The sequence below is a fragment of the Spirosoma flavum genome (genome assembly GCF_042686045.1).
Classification (GTDB): Bacteria; Bacteroidota; Bacteroidia; order Cytophagales; family Spirosomataceae; genus Spirosoma; species Spirosoma flavum.
In genome coordinates this window covers 96,669-114,510 of sequence record NZ_JBHUOM010000019.1, presented here as the reverse complement: position 1 = coordinate 114,510, position 17,842 = coordinate 96,669, and the positions used below count along the sequence as shown (strand labels likewise).

Here is a 17,842-nt window from a genome sequence, read left to right as displayed (position 1 = left end):
CTTATAATTTCCACTGCACAATCCAACCGGTCTTTACAACCTTCGGGCGAGGAATACCTGCCAGACCCGTAGCGGGATTCATCGCTATGAGCGTGAGTGGAACTGTCGTATTTGTTTGGGCAGAAACGGCTTTAGTCGCTCGCAAAAATAGATTGCCATAAGCGTCTATATCATCGACGACCGCGTAAAGTATATCGCCCATTTTAAGCTCATTTTCGTCAATCTGTACATTTTCCGTAAGAGCAAACGACCAACTTTGGCCCACTTTTAGCTGTCCGGCCTGCACTAATCGCGTGGCTACATCACCCACAAAAACGGCTGGGACAGTTGGGTTCTTTTTGAACATTTCGGTTAGCAGACTGTCCATGACAACGGCTTCGTTGCGGCTATTCGTTGGAGAGTGGTTTGGCATATCACTCGAGTCGGTTAGCGACTCGACCGAAACACCAGATAATTCAGGTTCTGCGTCCTGAAGCCAGCCCATACGACGGGCCTGCTCGCGTTCCTGCTCGTAGGGATTACCTACCGTTGCCAGCATCATACCAACTGAGCCGACGCCGTAGGATGGATTCGTGAACAACTCTTTCATGGCCAGAATCCGGTATAAATAATAACCGGTTTCCGGGTTCATCGTCATGGCGTAATAATCGCGGTGCCCTACTTTTGTGATTTTCCGTTGCACCATACCTACGCCCCCGTTATACGCTGCGGCTACCAGTGTCCAGGAGCCTAATTCACGATACAGAAACCTCAGGTATTTGCAAGCGGCTTCGGTCGATTTCAGCAGGTCGGAGCGCTCATCATTTCCAGGTTTAATTGAGAGTCCCATATCCTGAGCCGTATTGTCCATAAACTGCCAGTAACCAACGGCTCCCGCTGATGATACGGCTTTGGCATTCCAGGCGCTCTCTATAAGAGGCAGGTATTTGAAATCGTTGGGAATGGTGTACTTGCTGAGAATTGGCTCGATAACGGCGAAGAAAGGTGCTGAGCGGGCCTTCAACCCATTTAGGTGTCGCACATATCCTGAACTTCCTGCCAACGCAAAGGCCAGTTTAGCCGACACATTACCTTGCTCGGTCGGTACAATTTCGCCACAGAAATGTAAACGGCCCGGTCCTGTTAGTGGCCGTTGCTGAACTGGAGAATGGTGGCTCAGCTTGCTCGTTGAAACAGGCATTTTTTTTTGTGCTGACACCGTCGATCCGAGAAATAAAAAACTCAAAATCAACAAGACAGCAAGCTTAGCGAATAGTATCAAAACAACCAGCTATTAATTGGATCTATAACCAACGCCACCGCATATAGGTTTAGTTTGACCTGAGTATTGGCCAGTGGAAATCACTATGTTTAATGAAACGTATTATTTCTACTAATAGTAAATTAAAGCGCCTTCCAGGTTAGAATCCAACCCGACTTTATTTGACTTATATCCGACAATTTAATGCCAAGACGGCCAGTAGAGGCATCTACTGCCGAGAGCGTGAGGTTATACGTATGCTTTTCGCTGGCCGAATACAACTTGTCAGCTCGTAGGTAAAGCTTGTCAGTTTTCTCATCAATATCTTCTACAACGGCATACAATACATCGCCTTCCTCAACTTCCAGTCCGCCAGCTATACCGTCGCGGGTGAGGTGGAAAACCCATACCTGCCCACGCTGTAAACCAGACTGCTCAGTTAATCGCGCTTTAATGCCTCCCCGGAATACATCAGCCGCGTTTGGTAGTGGAATATCCATCGTTCTGCCCCTTGTCGGGTGCAATTCTTCCTTAATTGGCGCACTGACAGCAGCCTTTGTAGCCTCATTCATGACAACTTCAGGAATAAGTATTTCATCAAGATCAGGTTCAGCGCCTGATATAGAGCCAAGTGGTTCGCTTAAGTTAGCCATCATCCGTGCTGGAATAAGATGCTGGTAGGAGCGATAGTTGGAGAAGAGTTCTTTAAAAGCTAGAATTCGATATAAGTATTTACCCGTTTCGGCATTCAGGCGCAGATAATAATAATCGCGTTGTTGTTGTCGCCGGATATTGCCTAATAATGCACCAATGCCATTATTATACGCTGCGGCAGCCAGTGTCCAAGAGCCTAACCGGTTATATAAATAACGCAGATACCGGCAGGCGGCATTGGTTGATTTAATCAGATGGTGGCGCTCGTCAACACCATGCCCTATGGTCAAGCCTAATTCACGGGCTGTGGCGGGCATAAACTGCCAATATCCTACGGCTCCTTTTGGTGATACGGCAAGGCTTTGCAGGGCACTTTCAACCAAGGGTAGGTATTTAAAATCCAGGGGTATTCCATGATGAGCGAGAATAGGCTCAATAATTGGGAAGAAAACAGACGCGCGTTGTCGAATGCGTAATAATGCCTGATTGTGGTCCGTGTTGCGTACCAACGCCGAGACTAACCGGCGGGCAACGACTTCTTCATGTATGGGTACTGATTCACCGCAGAAATAAACGGGCGGCAACATGGTTCTCAATCCCGGATCAAATGCTAAAGCAGTTGGTGCCGTAAAAACAGCAATAGATGTTGGTGTATGTAGCGAAACGCTGGGAGGACTTACACTTGCCACAACTAATCCAGTCGCCAGTGAAAGTGAGGCTAACAAGTTTATCAATGGTCAAGTACAAGTTTTAGCATTTATATCTGTTTAGACGAAATAGTTAATCTATTGTAACATTATATAGTCATTATTTCAAGAAATGATAAATTTAAAGTCAATAAAAAAAGCCACTTGATAAAAGCGGCTTTTTAACGGTGGGTTATTTATCTTAGCTATAACCAGTCCCAGAAGTGCAGAGGACGAATTCCTTCGCCTTTTTTCCATTGCAGGAAGCGTGGTCGACGGAATCGGAGCACCATTAGACCCATCATTAATTTTTTGATAGGTAGATGATTGCCTTGCTGTTCCAGATCAGGAATAGGCGCATTAAGTGTGGCTTTGGCTAATGCCGCGTTGGCAATCAATTGCTCAGTATCCGATAGCGTTCTGGTTAAAACCGTGTTAGGGCGAGGTCCCCAGGTGGGCATTGAATTGTCTTCGTCAACCAGTTCGATGGTAGGCGAATCTTTAATTTTTTTAGGCAATGCCAATGGTTTGTGCCAGCTTGGTAATGGCTTCATAAGTTCTGCCATCGTTGAGCCACGCAACATCAGGGCATACTGGCGCGGGTTACTTAGCAACTCTTTAAACGCCAGGATTCTGAACAGGTAGTGACTTGTTTCGCGGTGTAGCCGGAGTCGGAAATAATTCGACTGGCCCTGTTGTTCCATTTTATTGCGAACGTGCGTAATGCCACCATTATACGCTGCGGCTACCAGTGTCCAGGAACCTAATTCACGGTATAGTTGGTGAAGATGCTGACAAACAGCAACCGTTGCTTTTTGCAGATTATAGCGTTCATCAATGTCGCCGTCTATTTTTAGACCCAGTTCGCGGGCGGTAGCGGGCATCAGTTGCCAGTAGCCCGACGCGCCTTTATACGATACGCTGCTATTGTCCAAGGCACTTTCGGCCAGCGGCATAAATCGAAAATCGCGTGGAATCTTATACTTTCTAAGAATTGGGTCAATGATGGGAAAAAACGTGGAAGCTCGCAACCGGAGATCAAGCAGAAACTCCTGCTGTGCACCATATGTACGGAGTGTTTGTATCCACCGGCGCGACACCCGAGGTTCATTAACGGGTACTTCTTCTCCACAAAAATAAATGGGAAACAAGCGTTTTGTTGAGTCAACGACTAATAATGCAGGGTTGTTCAGTCCGCTTGACGACAAACTTAACCGGCTCGTGTCGGCCCCAAAAAGGGGGAGAGCGAGGGCCGGTTTTACAGCGGCCATGAGCAAAGAAAAACTTACCTCTTTTATCAAAATTACATTAGTTGTTGTGATACATACAGACAATAAAACCCGTACCGAAGTAGCGGGTCTGTCTGATTATAGAATACGAATCTAAGGAATTACCGATAAGATACCAAATGATTTTCTAAGAATTATCCAACGGTCCACCTGAAAACAGGATTTTATTTTTACATAAGCCCCATTACGAGGGTTAGTTTGCTATAATCATATCGACCGCCCAAATAGTCGAAAACAGGCTTTAAACGGCCTTCTTCTATACCTACCGTGGCAATTGCTTTTTCAATTTCACGCCGTTCGATGGGGTCAATAAGTGATACTAAATCGATGTCGTATCCTGAGCGCGCAAGCTGTACCAGATGGCTGGCAACAGAGCCCGGTGTTAGTTGCCGCTCGGTGGCAATCTCTGCAATTGTTAGCCCATTGTTATACAAATCAAGCGTTATTAATTGAGTTGATCCTTTAGGCTTTTCACCGGCCTGCACCCGACCGCGCACATAGCCGACAATCTCCGCCAGAAACCGCTTTCCGAACAGTTGTAGCTTACGTTCGCCAACCCCGCTCACATTGCGCAGGGTATCGGGTGTGGTGGGTCGCAGACGAGCCATGTCCTCGAGCGTTGTATCCGTAAAAATAACGTAAGGCGGCACATTCTGCTCGTCGGCGAGTTGCTTGCGTAGTACGCGCAGCCGCTCGAACAAATCGTCGCGTTGTGTTTCGGGTTTGGTTCTGGTTTTTTCGACCACCGGCTTTGGCGCATCATCAGGTCGAACGAGATCAATTTTGCGACCTGAATACAGCACTTGATCGGCCAGGATTCCCCGTCGTAGGGCGTAGTGTTGATCGTAGGCGATTTCGATTACACCAATATTAATAAGTTGATGTAAGTAGTTCCGCCAGTCTTCAAAGCGAAGATCGCGGCCTGCACCGTAGGTTTTTACCTGATCGTAACCGCCCTGCAACACCTGCTGACTTCGCGAACCCCGCAAAATATCGATGAGTAAGTTCATTGGTACTCGTTCGCCGGTTCGGATAATGGCCGACAAGGCTTTTTGAGCCAGAATCGTACCGTCGAACGTAACGCGGGGATCGCGGCAAACGTCGCAGTTGCCACAAGGGTCGGGGAGTTCTTCGGAAAAGTAAGAAAGTAAAATTTGTCGGCGGCAGGTGTGGGCATCGGCGTATTGTTGCATCCGCTCAAGCTTGGCTAACTGCAAACCAAGATTTGCCGGGCTATTTTCTGCCAGCATCTCTTTATAGGTGGCCACATCGGCAAAGCTGTAAAAGAGTACCGTTTGAGCCGCAGCGCCATCGCGCCCCGCCCGCCCAATTTCCTGATAAAAGCTCTCGATGTTTTTGGGCATATTGTAATGAATCACCCAACGCACATTCGACTTATCGATGCCCATGCCAAAGGCAATCGTCGCGCACATAATCTTAACGTCGTCCCGTAGGAAAGCTTCCTGCGTTTTTGATCGGTCGGTGGGGTCCATTTTGGCGTGGTAAAAAGCCGCATTAAACCCTTTCTCCTGCAATTTAGCCGCCAGCGATTCCGTCGATTTTCGGCTTAGACAATAAATAATGCCCGATGTATCGGGTTTCTGTTGCAACAACCGGACGATCTGCTGAATGCGATTCTGACCGGGGAGCACCTGTAAACTCAGATTTTTCCGATTAAACGAATCCACAAATATGGCCGGGTCGTTCATGCCAAGTCGCGTGGCAATGTCGTGCCGTGTGAGTTTGTCGGCAGTGGCGGTAAGGGCAATTGTTGGCACCGCCGGGAACTGCTCTTTCAGGATATGCAGTTGGGTATATTCTGGCCGAAAATCGTGTCCCCATGAGGAAATGCAGTGCGCTTCGTCAATGGCAAACAGCGATACCGTGGCTCGTTTTAGAAAATGATAAAATGACTCCGTGAGCAGCTTTTCAGGGGAAACGTAAAGCAATTTGAGTTTACCACTGATGCAGTCGTCTTCAATATCGCGCTGCTCCCGGCTGGTTTGTGTGCTGTTGTAAAAGGCCGCTTCAATGCCGTTCATATGCAGGGCACCCACCTGGTCTTTCATGAGAGCAATCAGGGGAGAAACCACTACCGTGAGGCCCGGTAGCATCAGAGCCGGAATCTGAAAACAAACCGATTTTCCACCCCCCGTAGGCATGAGTACCACCGTATCGCGACCACTTAGGATTGACTGGATGACAGCCTCCTGCATAGGCCGGAAGCGGTCATATCCATAGTAGCGTTTGAGGTAATCGGCGGGTTGCTGAATATGGGGCGTTGAAACGGTCATTAACTTGCTAAAGAACAGGTAACTAAGTCAGCCTAGACAGGCCGGATAATTCACATAAAAGGTCTGTTGATTCTGATTAACAGACTACTATCTTTATCTCAAATTTAAGGAAAATTTAAGTCATTTTCGTTAACGGATTCGTGATTTTATCCTCATCTTTCCGTCCTATGAACGAAAAAATAGTTGTTCTCTCACAAACCCCAATCCGAGTACCATGAAAAAGAACCTGTTAATCTGTTGCCTTTCCCTAGGCCTGCTTTTTGCCTTCAACGGTATGGCTCAGGATGATAAACCATCGAAAAATAAGGCTAAAAAAGAAATGAGTGAGGCCGATGCGTCGGCTAAAGCAGCGGCCAAAGCTGAAAAGAAAGCGGCTAAAGATGCGGTAAAATCGGCTAAAACCGACGCAGCTACTACGGGGGATGATGCTGCGAAAGCACAGGCTAAAGCTGATAAGAAAGCGGCTAAAGATGCGGCAAAGACCGCCAAAGCGGACGTTAAAAACACAACTGATGCAACTACGGATAAAGTCACTACAGCTACTGTAAATGACCGAATGGCAGCGGCCAGAGCGGCCAAAGCCGCTAAAAAGGCGGCTGCTGACAATGGCACTGTGGCTACTACAACAACGGATAATGCCTCGAAGAAAGCCGACAAGATGGCCAATAATTCGGGTCTGAAAGATGATAAAGTAGCGAAAACACCGAAAGGTACGAGTACAATGAAGGAAGAAAAAGCGACTCCTGCCGACTACAAAGCCCCAGTTGACGCTTCCAAAAAAGGCCCCAGTGGTGAGAAGGTTATGACTGGCCCGCGCGGTGGCAAATACTACATTAATAAAAACGGCAACAAAACGTATTTGAGTAGTATAAAAGGCTAGCCTATTGTCTTAAACAAGAAGTGGGGTCAGGTTTAAGAACCTGACCCCACTTCTTGTTTAATTCGTTGCCGACATTGTGTTGTCTGGCGGAATTGAGCCTACAATAATACCGTCTTTAATAAGTTGACTAACAATTTGGCGCGGAGGAACTTCATTGCTGCCGCCCGTTGTGACGATGGCTTTCCAAAAGGGCTTGCCAGTAGCAAGACTCGTCATTTCCAGATAAAGCTCATTATAGGACGATATATATCGGCCATTGCCGGACGTATAATTTCGATTAAGGTCAATTGTTAAAAGAACTTCGCTCTTGCAGGTCTGCCGTTGGTTCTCAATGGCTTCTTCCGGGCTATCGAATGAGATAGGGCTATTTGATACCGTACATACTTGATAGCCCGCTGGAAATGCCGTTTGAAAGGTAGGTAAATACGTTTGTTTGACTGTTGGGAGCCGTGATACAACAAGAATACGCCGAAACTCCGGCATAACGTCCTTTTTTATATTTGATTGTATCGTAGCTGTTACGCAACTCATTAAGTTTACGACTAAGCTAACCATAAGGACTATATAAGACGCCGTCTTCATTGCTTTCTTCGTTACAGTTGTTGAACAAAAACAACAAAATAGTTACGTTCTACTTGGTAGCGTCTATCAATGTTCCTGAAGGCGAATAATCCTGAATACCGCTGGATAAATTAACAAGTTGTGCATGTACATGGTGGTCCGTTATTTACGGGGAGTTTAAGCAGGCTAAACAAATGAATAATTCTTTATTCTATACGCTGTGCCTCGTTGCAAGCGTATTATTGTACGGTTGCAAGCATAATCAGGATGTTACTCCACCCGTAGCTGAGGTAATAAGCTTTAGTCAAGCTCCCACGGTGGCGATACGAAGCAGCGCATCAGCCATGCTTTCTGCCACTGTTACGGCAGCACCAACGGGTCAGGCCATAACTACTGGATTTGTGTGGTCGAAAACAAATGCATCACCAACACTTGCCGATAGCAAAACCGCCCGATCAGCAACGCTTTCAACCCTGCCTTACCAATTCGGTGATTCACTAACGGGTTTGGAAAACAAGGCAACTTACTTCGCCCGTGCTTACTTGACTACAGCGGCTGGCACCGCTTACAGTTCAGTCGTGACGTTCAAAGTACAGATTGCTCTGACAGATGTTTTCGCCCAGACCCTGACCAGCCTTCTGCAAAACCGCGATATTGGGTATGGCTTCGTAATTTATGAAAACAACGAAATGAAGGCGTCGGGCATGGGCGGCTTAAAGTCGAGGTCGGTTGATAGCGAAGGAGAAAAGCCGTACACGCTCGATACCAAAATGCACATTGCCAGTATGAGCAAAACCATTGCGGCCATGACTTTTACGCAATTGGCGGCTCAAAAAGGCATTCGAACAACCGATAAAATTAGTCCTTACCTACCGCCATCCTGGGCTAAGGGAGAAAATATTGACCAAATTACTTTTCGTGATTTATTTAATCACCGCAGCGGTATCATTGGTCTGGGTAACAACTGCCAGAACGGTGCCTATAGTGAAAATATTTATTCTGGCCTTAAGCAACTGATTGCGAATGGGGTCAAATCGGCTAATCGAGGACAATACTGCTATCAGAATGCTAATGTTGGTCTTATGCGTGTACTGATTCCGGCCATAACGGGCTACGTTTTCACGGGCAACGATGCCGTGGACGATCAGCAGACGCAACAACGTTATTTAGCGTATGTTCAAACTAATGTTCTTGACAAAGTGGGCCTTGGAAATGCGATTCCCACCTATCCGGCGGGCGACCCAACATACTGCTATAGTTATACTTATGTAGCCGGTCGGAAAGGGTGGAATCCGGGCAATTTTGCTAACACGCTAGGCGCTTATGGTTGGTATCTAACTCCTCGCGAAGCTGGTAAACTATATGCAACTGTACTGTCATCGCCCGATCAATCGGTGTTGCCAACGGCTTATAAAGATACATTATTGCTCAATAACCTGGGGTGTTACCGGGCCTCAACGAGTCTGGGCGATCTGGCTTATCATGATGGCTGGTGGTATTATGACAGCAAAGCGCCCTACATGGGCCTTCGGACAATCTGGATGAAACTACCGAACAATATAACCGTTGCGCTTTTTGTCAATGCGCTGAATAGCCAGACTGGTTTGTTCCCTACCGACAATGGTGTTGACATTGTGCCATTCGTATTCCGGGCTTATACAACGGCACGACAACTCAGCGGTGGGCGGCTGGCAGCCGTAACCTTAACCCTGGAGCATCCTGAGCCGCATTAAGGTGTTGTGGCTGTAATAAAGATAAACAACCGGCAAAAGCTACACTAAAGGGAAAAAGTTAGTATGTTCAGGTTCAAATCTGATCGTATGCGCCAATTGCTTTTTCTGATTGCTGTCTCTTTGCCACTTTGTTGTAACTCACAGTCAAGTCAAACGGTACAGATGTCCGGGTTGCACCAACCCGTCGAAATCATCCGCGATCGCTGGGGTGTCAACCATATTTATGCCAAAAATGAGTACGACTTGTTCTTTTCGCAAGGCTACTCGGCGGCTCAGGATCGGCTGTTTCAATTGGAAATCTGGCGTCGGCAGGCCACCGGTACAGTTGCTGAACTGCTCGGACCCCAGGAAACAAAGCGTGATATCGGCACTCGTTTATTTCGCTATCGAGGTGACATCAATAAAGAATTACTGCATTATCATCCACACGGACCGCAGATCGTCGGGGCATTTGTGGACGGTATCAACGCCTATATTACCAACATTCTAAAAACACCCGAGAAGTTGCCGTTCGAGTTTCGGGTACTCGATACAAAGCCGGGGTTGTGGACGCCCGAGGTTGTTATCAGCCGTCACCAGGGACTGATGTACAACGTTCGCGAAGAACTGAATTATGGTCGGTTAGTGAAACTGATTGGCCCCGACAAACTTCGTGAACTGCAATGGTTTCATCCCGTGACCAAAGCAACCGAACCAGACTTAACGCTACACATAAATGGCGACGAACTTTTTCAACCAATTTTGGAACTGTACGAAGCCTTTCGCTTGCCACTAAAATTTCAGGGACAAGCAACAAAGGCCGATGAAGATGAAGCCGCTTTACCACAACCTACCCCGAATCAAAACTTTGACGCTGAAAAATACTACGTCGGGTCTAATAACTGGGTTATTTCGGGGGCTAAATCCGCCAGTGGTTATCCGATGCTTGCCAATGATCCCCACCGGGCGCAATCGACCCCCTCATTACGTTATTGGGTTCATCTACACGCGCCGGGCTGGAATGTAATTGGGGCAGGAGAGCCGACGCTTCCGGGCGTTTCGGTTGGGCACAACGAGTATGGCGCATGGGGCTTAACCATTTTTGAGACGGATAACGAAGACTTATACGTTTATGAAACCAACCCGGCTAATCCAAACCAGTATCGATACAAGGGTCAATGGGTACTGATGAAAACCATGACCGAAACCATTTCTGTAAAAGGTGGGCAGTCGCAAACGGCCACCCTAAAATACACCCGACATGGGCCGGTAGTGTTCGAGGATAAGCAACATCACAAAGCCTATGCTATTAGATCGGGTGGGCTCGAAATAGGTAGTGCGCCCTATCTGGCTAGTTTACGGATGAATCAGGCTCGAAACTGGCCGGAGTTTCGGCAGGCATGTTTGTTCAGTCGGGTACCGGGAGAAAACATGATATGGGCGGATAAAACCGGCACGATTGGCTGGCAATCGGTTGGCTTGGCACCAATCCGAAAAAACTTTACGGGGTTAGTGCCGGTACCGGGCGATGGTCGGTTTGAGTGGGGTGGCTTCCTGCCTATCGAAAAGTTACCTAACAAACTTAATCCGCCCGAAGGCTATGTGGTAACAGCGAATAATAACCTCACATCGCCCGACTTTCCCAATCGAAATGCTATCGCCTGGACATGGGCCGGTCCCTCGCGGGCGCATCGTATCGAAGAAGTGCTAAACGATGGCAAGCGTAAGACTTTAGTGGATTTTATGGCGTTGCAAGCCGATTATCTGTCTATTCCAGCCCGGACGCTGGTGCCATTGCTGCAAAATCTGGCTTCGCCCACCGACCGGACCGAAAAGGCATTGAATTACCTCAACCGGTGGGATTACAAACTCACGCCCAATTCCGTAGCGGCTTCAATTTACGTAGCTTGGGAAGGGCAATTGAAGCAGTCGGTTTATCTGACAAAAGTGCCTGCAACTGCCCGTCCTTATCTAAAAAGTTTACCGACAAAGCGGATAATTGACGCCTTACTTATTCCAACTGCCGCTCGCGATAGCCTGCTGTTAACCTGCCTTGACCGAGCCGTAGCGGAACTTACAACCCGACTCGGCTCTGACATGGATGAGTGGTCGTATGGGCAGCGCAAAAACAAGCATATTACCCTTACGCACCCGCTTAGTACGATGGTTGATAAAGCTATGCGCCAGAAAATTAATCTTGGGCCAGTGGCGCGGGGTGGCTATGGTGAGACCGTCAACGCAACGTCTAATGATCTAAATCAGACGCATGGCGCGTCGTTTCGCATTCTGGTTGATACCGAAGACTGGGACAAGACGCTGGGTATTAATAATCCCGGTCAGTCGGGTGATCCAGCCAGCCCGCACTATGCTGATCTTTTTCCGATCTGGGCCGAAAATGGGTATTTTCCCGTCTTCTTCTCGAAGGAAAAAATTAAGACAGTTGCAGAAGGAACGACCACGTTGAAGCCCTGATGTAGCGTAGCCCATGACTATCGTTGCAAGAAAACCATTGAACTAAACCCACAATTAGAGTCATAGGCTGATACTCGCGCTATACTCTGTGACAGGTAGTACGCTCTATATAAGGGCTACATTTCGTACTTTTGCCGGTAATGGATATTCAGTCAACAATAGAAACCGACATTGTACGGTGCATAGCCGAATTATATCCGGTCAATCCCGGCGTTGTACAACTTAGTCCAACTAAAAAAGAGTTCGAAGGTCAGTACACCTTTGTTACGTTTCCTTACACAAAGATTCTCCGTCAGGCACCCGCGCAAATTGGGCAGGCTATCGGCACGTGGCTGGTCGAAAACAGTGTAGTCGTCAGCGGCTTCAATGTCGTTCAGGGATTCCTGAATATTAGCGTTGCCGGAGTTGTTTGGGTAGATAAGCTAAACGAGATTGTTCATAATCCATCGTTTGGCATATTGCCCCAAAAAGGGCAGTCGGTGATGGTTGAATTTTCCTCGCCGAACACCAACAAACCACTGCATCTTGGTCATCTGCGCAATAACTTTCTGGGCGATTCTGTAAGCCGGATTTTGGCGGCAAACGGCTACGATGTCGTTAAGACCTGCATCGTTAACGACAGGGGTATTCATATTTGCAAATCAATGCTGGCTTACCGGATGTTCGGCACCGATGCGTCGGGCCGGGCCGAAACGCCGGAGTCGTCGGGGATGAAAGGCGATCACCTGGTCGGGAAATATTATGTCCTATTCGATAAAGCTTACAAAGCACAAGTCGAAGAAATGGTTACGCAGGGATTGTCGGGAGGCCGCACCCCCGGCGTTCCGGTGACGAAAGAGGAAGCCGAAAAGAGTGCCCCATTGATGCTTGAGGTTCAGCAGATGCTACGACTTTGGGAACAGGGCGATCCCGAAACGAAGGCATTATGGAATCAACTTAATGGCTGGGTATACGATGGATTTGCGGTTACTTATAAAAGCATCGGTGTTAGCTTCGACAAAACATATTACGAATCAAACACGTATCTACTTGGTAAAGAAATCGTAGAGCAGGGTCTTCAAAAAGGCGTTTTCTATCGCAAAGAAGATAATTCAGTTTGGATTGATCTGACCGAAGAAGGACTGGACCAGAAGCTGGTTATGCGGGCCGATGGTACGTCGGTCTATATGACTCAGGACCTCGGCACCACAGCCCTGAAGTTTCAGGATTTTCATAGCGACCGCCAAATATGGGTTGTTGGTAACGAACAAGACTACCACTTTAACGCCTTGTTTGCTATCCTTCGTCGTCTGGGTACAGAATACGCGAATGACCTGTATCACCTGTCGTACGGCATGGTTGACCTACCAACGGGCAAAATGAAATCCCGCGAGGGTACCGTTGTCGATGCTGATGATTTGATTCAGGAAACAATCGACGCGGCTTCAACATCCGCTGATGAAGCCGCCAAAGGCAAACTAGCTGAGTTTAGCGAAGCCGAGAAAACAACCCTGTTTCAGATGCTTGGCTTGGGAGCCCTAAAATATTATCTCCTGAAGGTTGATCCGCAGAAACGAATGCAGTTCAATCCTGCTGAGTCGGTCGATTTACACGGGAACACAGGGCCGTATATTCAGTATGTACACGCTCGGATTCGGTCTATTTTGCGGAAAGCGATGGAGATGAATATCATCTTGGATGACACTGTTGCGGTAACTCAGTTAGACGACGTTGAGCAGCAACTGATATTCTTGTTGAGCCAGTATCCGCAACATGTAAACGACGCCGGAAAAGCTTATGCTCCTTCTTATATCGCGCAATATGCCTATGAGTTAGCGAAGACATTTAATCAGTTTTACGACAAGTTGTCCATCCTTAAAGAAACGGATAGGGTTAAGCTTCATGCCCGACTTATTTTATCAGAAGTCGTTGGTGAAACTATTCGTAAAGCAATGGGTTTATTGGGCGTAGAGGTCCCTGAAAAAATGTAGTTAGTTGCTTCTGCTTCAGTATCTTTAATTTACCTTTTCCAAATTCTACTAAAGTGTTAAATTAACAATGAAAAAGAACCTTGTTTTTACCTTAATCGGTGTCGTGCTGGTCGCGACCCTAACCAGTTTTATGTCCTTATCAACTCTTGTTAAAGGCATCTTTAGCAACAAACGTGAAGTTGCTATTGCCCCAGCAAATGCTGCACCTACAAAAAGTCTGTATGACTTCACCGTTAAGTCATTAGATGGAAAGCCCGTCTCGTTGAGCGGATTCAAAGGCAAAAAAGTAGTAATCCTGAACGTCGCATCGAAGTGTGGATTTACTCCTCAGTATGCTGACTGGGAGAAATTCTACAAAGAACATGGCGATAAAGTTGTGGTGCTAGGTTTCCCTGCCAATAACTTTAACAGTCAGGAACCAGGTACCAGTGAAGAAATCGCTACGTTTTGCCAAAAAAATTACGGCGTCACATTCCCGATGTTCGAAAAAGTAGATGTATTGGGTGCGAACCAATCTCCTCTCTACAAGTGGCTGACTGACAAATCGCTGAATGGCTGGAATGAAAAAGCGCCAACCTGGAACTTCTGCAAATACGTCATCAATGAAAAAGGTGAACTAACGCATTTCTTTGCTTCAAAAGTGAAGCCTGAAGATGAAGAGTTCAAGAAAGCAGTAGGTATGTAATTGACAAAACCGGGCCATTGTATTAAAAGAGTAAATAGTTGGTGAAAGCCTTACATGCTCCTTTACTTCAGTGGCCCGGTTTTACTTTTCAATAATGACAAAAAGCTGGATTGCGGCTGCCCGACCGCGTACATTGCCACTGGCCTTAGCCAGTATTATTCTCGGAAGTTTTCTAGCGTTCGCTAACCAACATTTTAGTTGGCAAATTGCTGTCCTGGCTGCATTGACAACCGTTTTTCTGCAAATTCTGTCCAATTTTGCCAACGACTATGGTGATGCTGTGTCGGGGAAAGATACCGAATTACGGGTAGGACCGCGCCGTGCTGTTGCTACCGGCGACATTACGAAGGAAGCTATGCTGCGGGGTATTATACTGATGGCGGTACTTTCGCTACTTTGCGGTATCGGGCTGCTGGTTGTAGCTTTTTATAAGGTAGAACCGAAAATATTCTGGTTTTTCTTCGTGCTTGGTCTTCTTAGCATTGCGGCTGCAATTGGCTATACGAATGGCAAACGGCCATATGGCTATGCCGGTTTCGGTGATGTTGCCGTACTTATTTTCTTTGGTTGGGTTGGTGTACTGGGTACCTATTTCCTGTACACACTATCATTCAATCCTTTGTTACTATTACCCGCTACGAGCGTCGGGTTATTTGCTACGGGTGTGCTGAACATCAATAACATACGTGATATTGAGACTGATACACTAACGGGAAAACGCTCTATTCCGGCTCGACTTGGCTTGCCACTTGCCATTCGCTACCATTGGGGATTGTTGATTACAGGTATGGCTTGTGCTGTTGCCTACTCGTTCCTGACCGATGCTACCTGGTCAGGCTATCTCTACATACTTGCGTTTCCGCTAGTTGTTCTAAATGGCCGTGCTGTTGCAAACCATAAGCGCCCTATAGAACTTAACGCTCGTCTTGGGCAACTTGCCCTGACGACATTATTATTTGTTGTCCTGTTTGGACTAGCGCAAGTGTTATAAACCTTGTTGGTTTAGCTTATTGCCGCACTACCTTCCTGGTGATTCTATTTTGTCCAGCCTGAACTGTAAGCAGATACGTTCCAGGCGCATTTGGCATCGGTACAGATTCGGAAATTGTCGTGACCTGACCAAACTGTTTCTGAAATACAGAACGGCCCTGTTCATCACGCAGGCTCAAACTGACTTCTTTTTTCTGGGTCGTACTCAATTCTACATAGACTACTTCGTGAGCCGGATTAGGGTAAATTTTTAGTTGTCCACCAGCAAACTCTTCTTCAGCGGTAGGTATCAGGACTGTTATCGAAGCCCGACCCGAAGCACTGCCTTTTCCGCAATTATTTTCAATACTTGCTACAGAATAAACGATGGATTTCGTTGACTGAATAGTCAGAACCATTGGGTTGATGCTACCCGAAAAAGAGGTGCCATCTGATAAACTACCATGCCAGGGACCATCGCCCGTAAAGCTTAACGTGAGGGAGATTGGTTGGCCCTGCAATACCGTCGTTGATCCAGCTAATGTTGCCGTTGGCAGTGATTTTATCGTGAAACCAGCGCTGGGAACAAGCTGTGCGTAGGTAATTCCCCGTGGTCTTACCCGTAATCGGTAGCCCGTTCCGGGTAATAAATTAGTTGGAATAGTAGCTTTCAACGTAGTCAACGCGCCTGAACCAACAATTTGTTCGGAGGTGAAATTACCGGATGCGTCGGATATAAGTACGTCGTATTGCCAACCAGCGGCTTTTGTGGTGTTTTCGGGTATGGCGGTAACGGCAATAGTACTACCTACACAGACGGCTGTTGATACGGATGATTTTGTTGTTATTGTAGGCGGTTGCTGCACTACAATGGTAAACTGATCAGTCAGGCATTGTCGAGCGTCAGTGTCAGTAACGGCAACCGGAATTGTTCCTGGCTTGTCGGCAGTATAGCGTATAGTTCGGCTGGTTTGTCCACCTGACCAGTGATAATCACCCATCCACGACGCTGTAAATTGTAGAGTATCAGCATATTCGGCGGTGAGCGAAGTGATTTTGTTTACATTTTTCATGATGGTAAACTTGTCTTGCACAGAGCCGTCAGCCATCACTAATTGTGCATCCAAGCGATTGTCGTTCACATCCAAAAGCATTGAGCCACCGAGGGTAGTATTGTTGTAAACAGTAGCTGGATGCGGAAAATCGGGAGATTGTCCACCCAATTGTCCACCTGACCCATTAACAACGTAAACTGTACCTTGGCCTTTGGTCAAAATGGGGCATGAGTTGGGCGACCCATCGTAACGGGCGGTTGTGTTTTCGGCTATGTTGGTCGCTTTATCAAATGTATTCGCTAAGCCCCGCAGTCCTTTAAGCCGATACGTTCGTTCATACCCGTGGCTGTGACCATTTAAGACCAGATCGACCCCAAACCGCTCCAGAATTGGGGTAAGATTCTCGCGTATCAAACGCATCGATAACTCGGTATCGGAATTATGGCCTCCTTTGCTGTAAGGAGGATGATGGAAAATTACTATCGTCCAGGGTAGCTTGTTAGCGGCAAGATCACGCTTTAGCCATTGCACCTGTGTAGATGTCGTATCATAAAGCCGGTATTGTCTATCCTGTCTACCCTGTGAGTCGAGTGAAATTAAATGAACATTACCATAGTCGGCGGAGAAGTAAGACTTTGAACCGGATGAAATTCCCCCCGATTCACCTTGCTCTGGAAAGGAAAATAGCCTGTAGTAAGCAGTATTGAAATTTGTCTCGCTGTCGGCATAGTCATGATTACCGGGCGTTATAAATAGAGGTGTGTTGCGTAATGTTTGTGCATAAACCGGGAACACGACCTGCTGGTATTCCTCTTCCAAACCATACGAATAGGCATTGTCACCCAGCCATATCCAAAGGTCGGCTGGCCGGTTGGTGGTAGCCGCCAGATAAGACTGATAAACGTTTTTCTGATTTTGAGTACCACTGCCAAAATCACCCAGTACCCAGAAACGAAGTGGGCGAGTATCTCCGGCAGGCACCGCCGTTTTAACGTAGTAATCGGGACCGTTCGTCAATTGAGTGTCGTCGTAACCAATGGCATAGGCATAACGGGTAGCGGGTAGCAATCCGGTAAGTGTCAAACTATGCTCAAGTGTAGGTTGCGACTCGCGGACATTGCCCGTTAATTGGCTTGCCGATGCGCCAAACCAGACCCGGCCAGTAGTCGGCTGGTCAGTCCGCCATCGAACGACAACAGACGTTGGCGTAACGACTTGTAAATAAGGGCCTCGCACTAGTTTCGGCGATTGTGCATCAGCCTTGTATCCTAAAAAATAAAAATAAATTATAATTAAGTAAAAACTATGTTTCATGCAGTGACGATTACAATCGCTGCGAAATTACGTCTGCCGATTGCAACATCCTATGTTATAT

The 17,842-nt window shown here is 47.2% G+C and carries 12 protein-coding genes; 6 read left to right on the top strand and 6 right to left on the bottom strand.

The annotated features are described in order from the left end of the window. Position 1: 1 nt before the first annotated feature. The 4 genes from ACFS25_RS17565 to recQ all read right to left on the bottom strand — a co-directional run bounded on the left by ACFS25_RS17565 (position 2) and on the right by recQ (position 6,163). Positions 2-1,180, bottom strand: a complete 1,179-nt coding sequence (locus ACFS25_RS17565; protein ID WP_381503662.1) for a lytic transglycosylase domain-containing protein — start codon at positions 1,178-1,180, stop codon at positions 2-4. A 203-nt stretch (positions 1,181-1,383) separates the two neighbouring features. Next, entirely contained in the window at positions 1,384-2,619 is a 1,236-nt protein-coding gene (locus tag ACFS25_RS17560) for a lytic transglycosylase domain-containing protein (RefSeq protein ID WP_381503660.1), read from the bottom strand. A gap of 167 nt (positions 2,620-2,786) precedes the next feature. Continuing rightward, positions 2,787-3,851, bottom strand: a complete 1,065-nt coding sequence (locus ACFS25_RS17555; protein WP_381503658.1) for a lytic transglycosylase domain-containing protein — start codon at positions 3,849-3,851, stop codon at positions 2,787-2,789. Positions 3,852-4,039: 188 nt separating this feature from the next. Continuing rightward, positions 4,040-6,163, bottom strand: coding sequence for a DNA helicase RecQ (gene recQ, locus ACFS25_RS17550; RefSeq protein WP_381503656.1), 2,124 nt, complete (start codon positions 6,161-6,163; stop codon positions 4,040-4,042). A 214-nt stretch (positions 6,164-6,377) separates the two neighbouring features. On the opposite strand from recQ, the gene ACFS25_RS17545 reads away from it, so the two are divergent. Next, positions 6,378-7,043, top strand: coding sequence for a hypothetical protein (locus tag ACFS25_RS17545; protein WP_381503655.1), 666 nt, complete (start codon positions 6,378-6,380; stop codon positions 7,041-7,043). 57 nt (positions 7,044-7,100) lie between these two features. On the opposite strand, the gene ACFS25_RS17540 is transcribed toward ACFS25_RS17545, so the two are convergent. Then, positions 7,101-7,526 carry a hypothetical protein gene (locus ACFS25_RS17540; protein WP_381503653.1) on the bottom strand — a complete coding sequence of 142 codons (426 nt, stop codon included), beginning with the start codon at positions 7,524-7,526 and terminating at the stop codon, positions 7,101-7,103. 272 nt (positions 7,527-7,798) lie between these two features. Here ACFS25_RS17540 and ACFS25_RS17535 point away from each other — a divergent pair, with 272 nt between their 5' ends. The 5 genes from ACFS25_RS17535 (at position 7,799) to ACFS25_RS17515 (ending at position 15,434) form a co-directional block, all read left to right on the top strand. After that, positions 7,799-9,337, top strand: coding sequence for a serine hydrolase domain-containing protein (locus tag ACFS25_RS17535; RefSeq protein ID WP_381503651.1), 1,539 nt, complete (start codon positions 7,799-7,801; stop codon positions 9,335-9,337). An 87-nt stretch (positions 9,338-9,424) separates the two neighbouring features. Further along, positions 9,425-11,788, top strand: coding sequence for a penicillin acylase family protein (locus tag ACFS25_RS17530; RefSeq protein WP_381503649.1), 2,364 nt, complete (start codon positions 9,425-9,427; stop codon positions 11,786-11,788). Between the two features lie 140 nt (positions 11,789-11,928). Further along, complete coding sequence (gene argS / locus ACFS25_RS17525; protein WP_381503646.1) at positions 11,929-13,758, top strand: arginine--tRNA ligase; 1,830 nt, start codon at positions 11,929-11,931, stop codon at positions 13,756-13,758. 67 nt (positions 13,759-13,825) lie between these two features. Next, entirely contained in the window at positions 13,826-14,443 is a 618-nt protein-coding gene (locus ACFS25_RS17520) for a glutathione peroxidase (protein WP_381503644.1), read from the top strand. A gap of 94 nt (positions 14,444-14,537) precedes the next feature. Continuing rightward, positions 14,538-15,434: a 1,4-dihydroxy-2-naphthoate polyprenyltransferase gene (locus ACFS25_RS17515; protein ID WP_381503643.1), complete on the top strand. Its 897-nt coding sequence runs from the start codon at positions 14,538-14,540 to the stop codon at positions 15,432-15,434. A 16-nt stretch (positions 15,435-15,450) separates the two neighbouring features. Here ACFS25_RS17515 and ACFS25_RS17510 read toward each other — a convergent pair whose 3' ends face one another. Continuing rightward, positions 15,451-17,781, bottom strand: a complete 2,331-nt coding sequence (locus ACFS25_RS17510; RefSeq protein WP_381503641.1) for a metallophosphoesterase — start codon at positions 17,779-17,781, stop codon at positions 15,451-15,453. Positions 17,782-17,842: the final 61 nt, after the last annotated feature.

What these genes read in the sequence shown, in the direction of transcription:
- ACFS25_RS17565 (WP_381503662.1), bottom strand. Translation starts at nt 1,180, where the DNA reads ATGCCTGTTTCAACGAGCAAGCTGAGCCACCATTCTCCAGTTCAGCAA.
- ACFS25_RS17555 (WP_381503658.1), bottom strand. Translation starts at nt 3,851, where the DNA reads ATGGCCGCTGTAAAACCGGCCCTCGCTCTCCCCCTTTTTGGGGCCGAC.
- recQ (WP_381503656.1), bottom strand. Translation starts at nt 6,163, where the DNA reads ATGACCGTTTCAACGCCCCATATTCAGCAACCCGCCGATTACCTCAAA.
- ACFS25_RS17545 (WP_381503655.1), top strand. Translation starts at nt 6,378, where the DNA reads ATGAAAAAGAACCTGTTAATCTGTTGCCTTTCCCTAGGCCTGCTTTTT.
- ACFS25_RS17540 (WP_381503653.1), bottom strand. Translation starts at nt 7,526, where the DNA reads ATGCCGGAGTTTCGGCGTATTCTTGTTGTATCACGGCTCCCAACAGTC.
- ACFS25_RS17535 (WP_381503651.1), top strand. Translation starts at nt 7,799, where the DNA reads ATGAATAATTCTTTATTCTATACGCTGTGCCTCGTTGCAAGCGTATTA.
- ACFS25_RS17530 (WP_381503649.1), top strand. Translation starts at nt 9,425, where the DNA reads ATGCGCCAATTGCTTTTTCTGATTGCTGTCTCTTTGCCACTTTGTTGT.
- argS (WP_381503646.1), top strand. Translation starts at nt 11,929, where the DNA reads ATGGATATTCAGTCAACAATAGAAACCGACATTGTACGGTGCATAGCC.
- ACFS25_RS17520 (WP_381503644.1), top strand. Translation starts at nt 13,826, where the DNA reads ATGAAAAAGAACCTTGTTTTTACCTTAATCGGTGTCGTGCTGGTCGCG.
- ACFS25_RS17515 (WP_381503643.1), top strand. Translation starts at nt 14,538, where the DNA reads ATGACAAAAAGCTGGATTGCGGCTGCCCGACCGCGTACATTGCCACTG.
- ACFS25_RS17510 (WP_381503641.1), bottom strand. Translation starts at nt 17,781, where the DNA reads ATGAAACATAGTTTTTACTTAATTATAATTTATTTTTATTTTTTAGGA.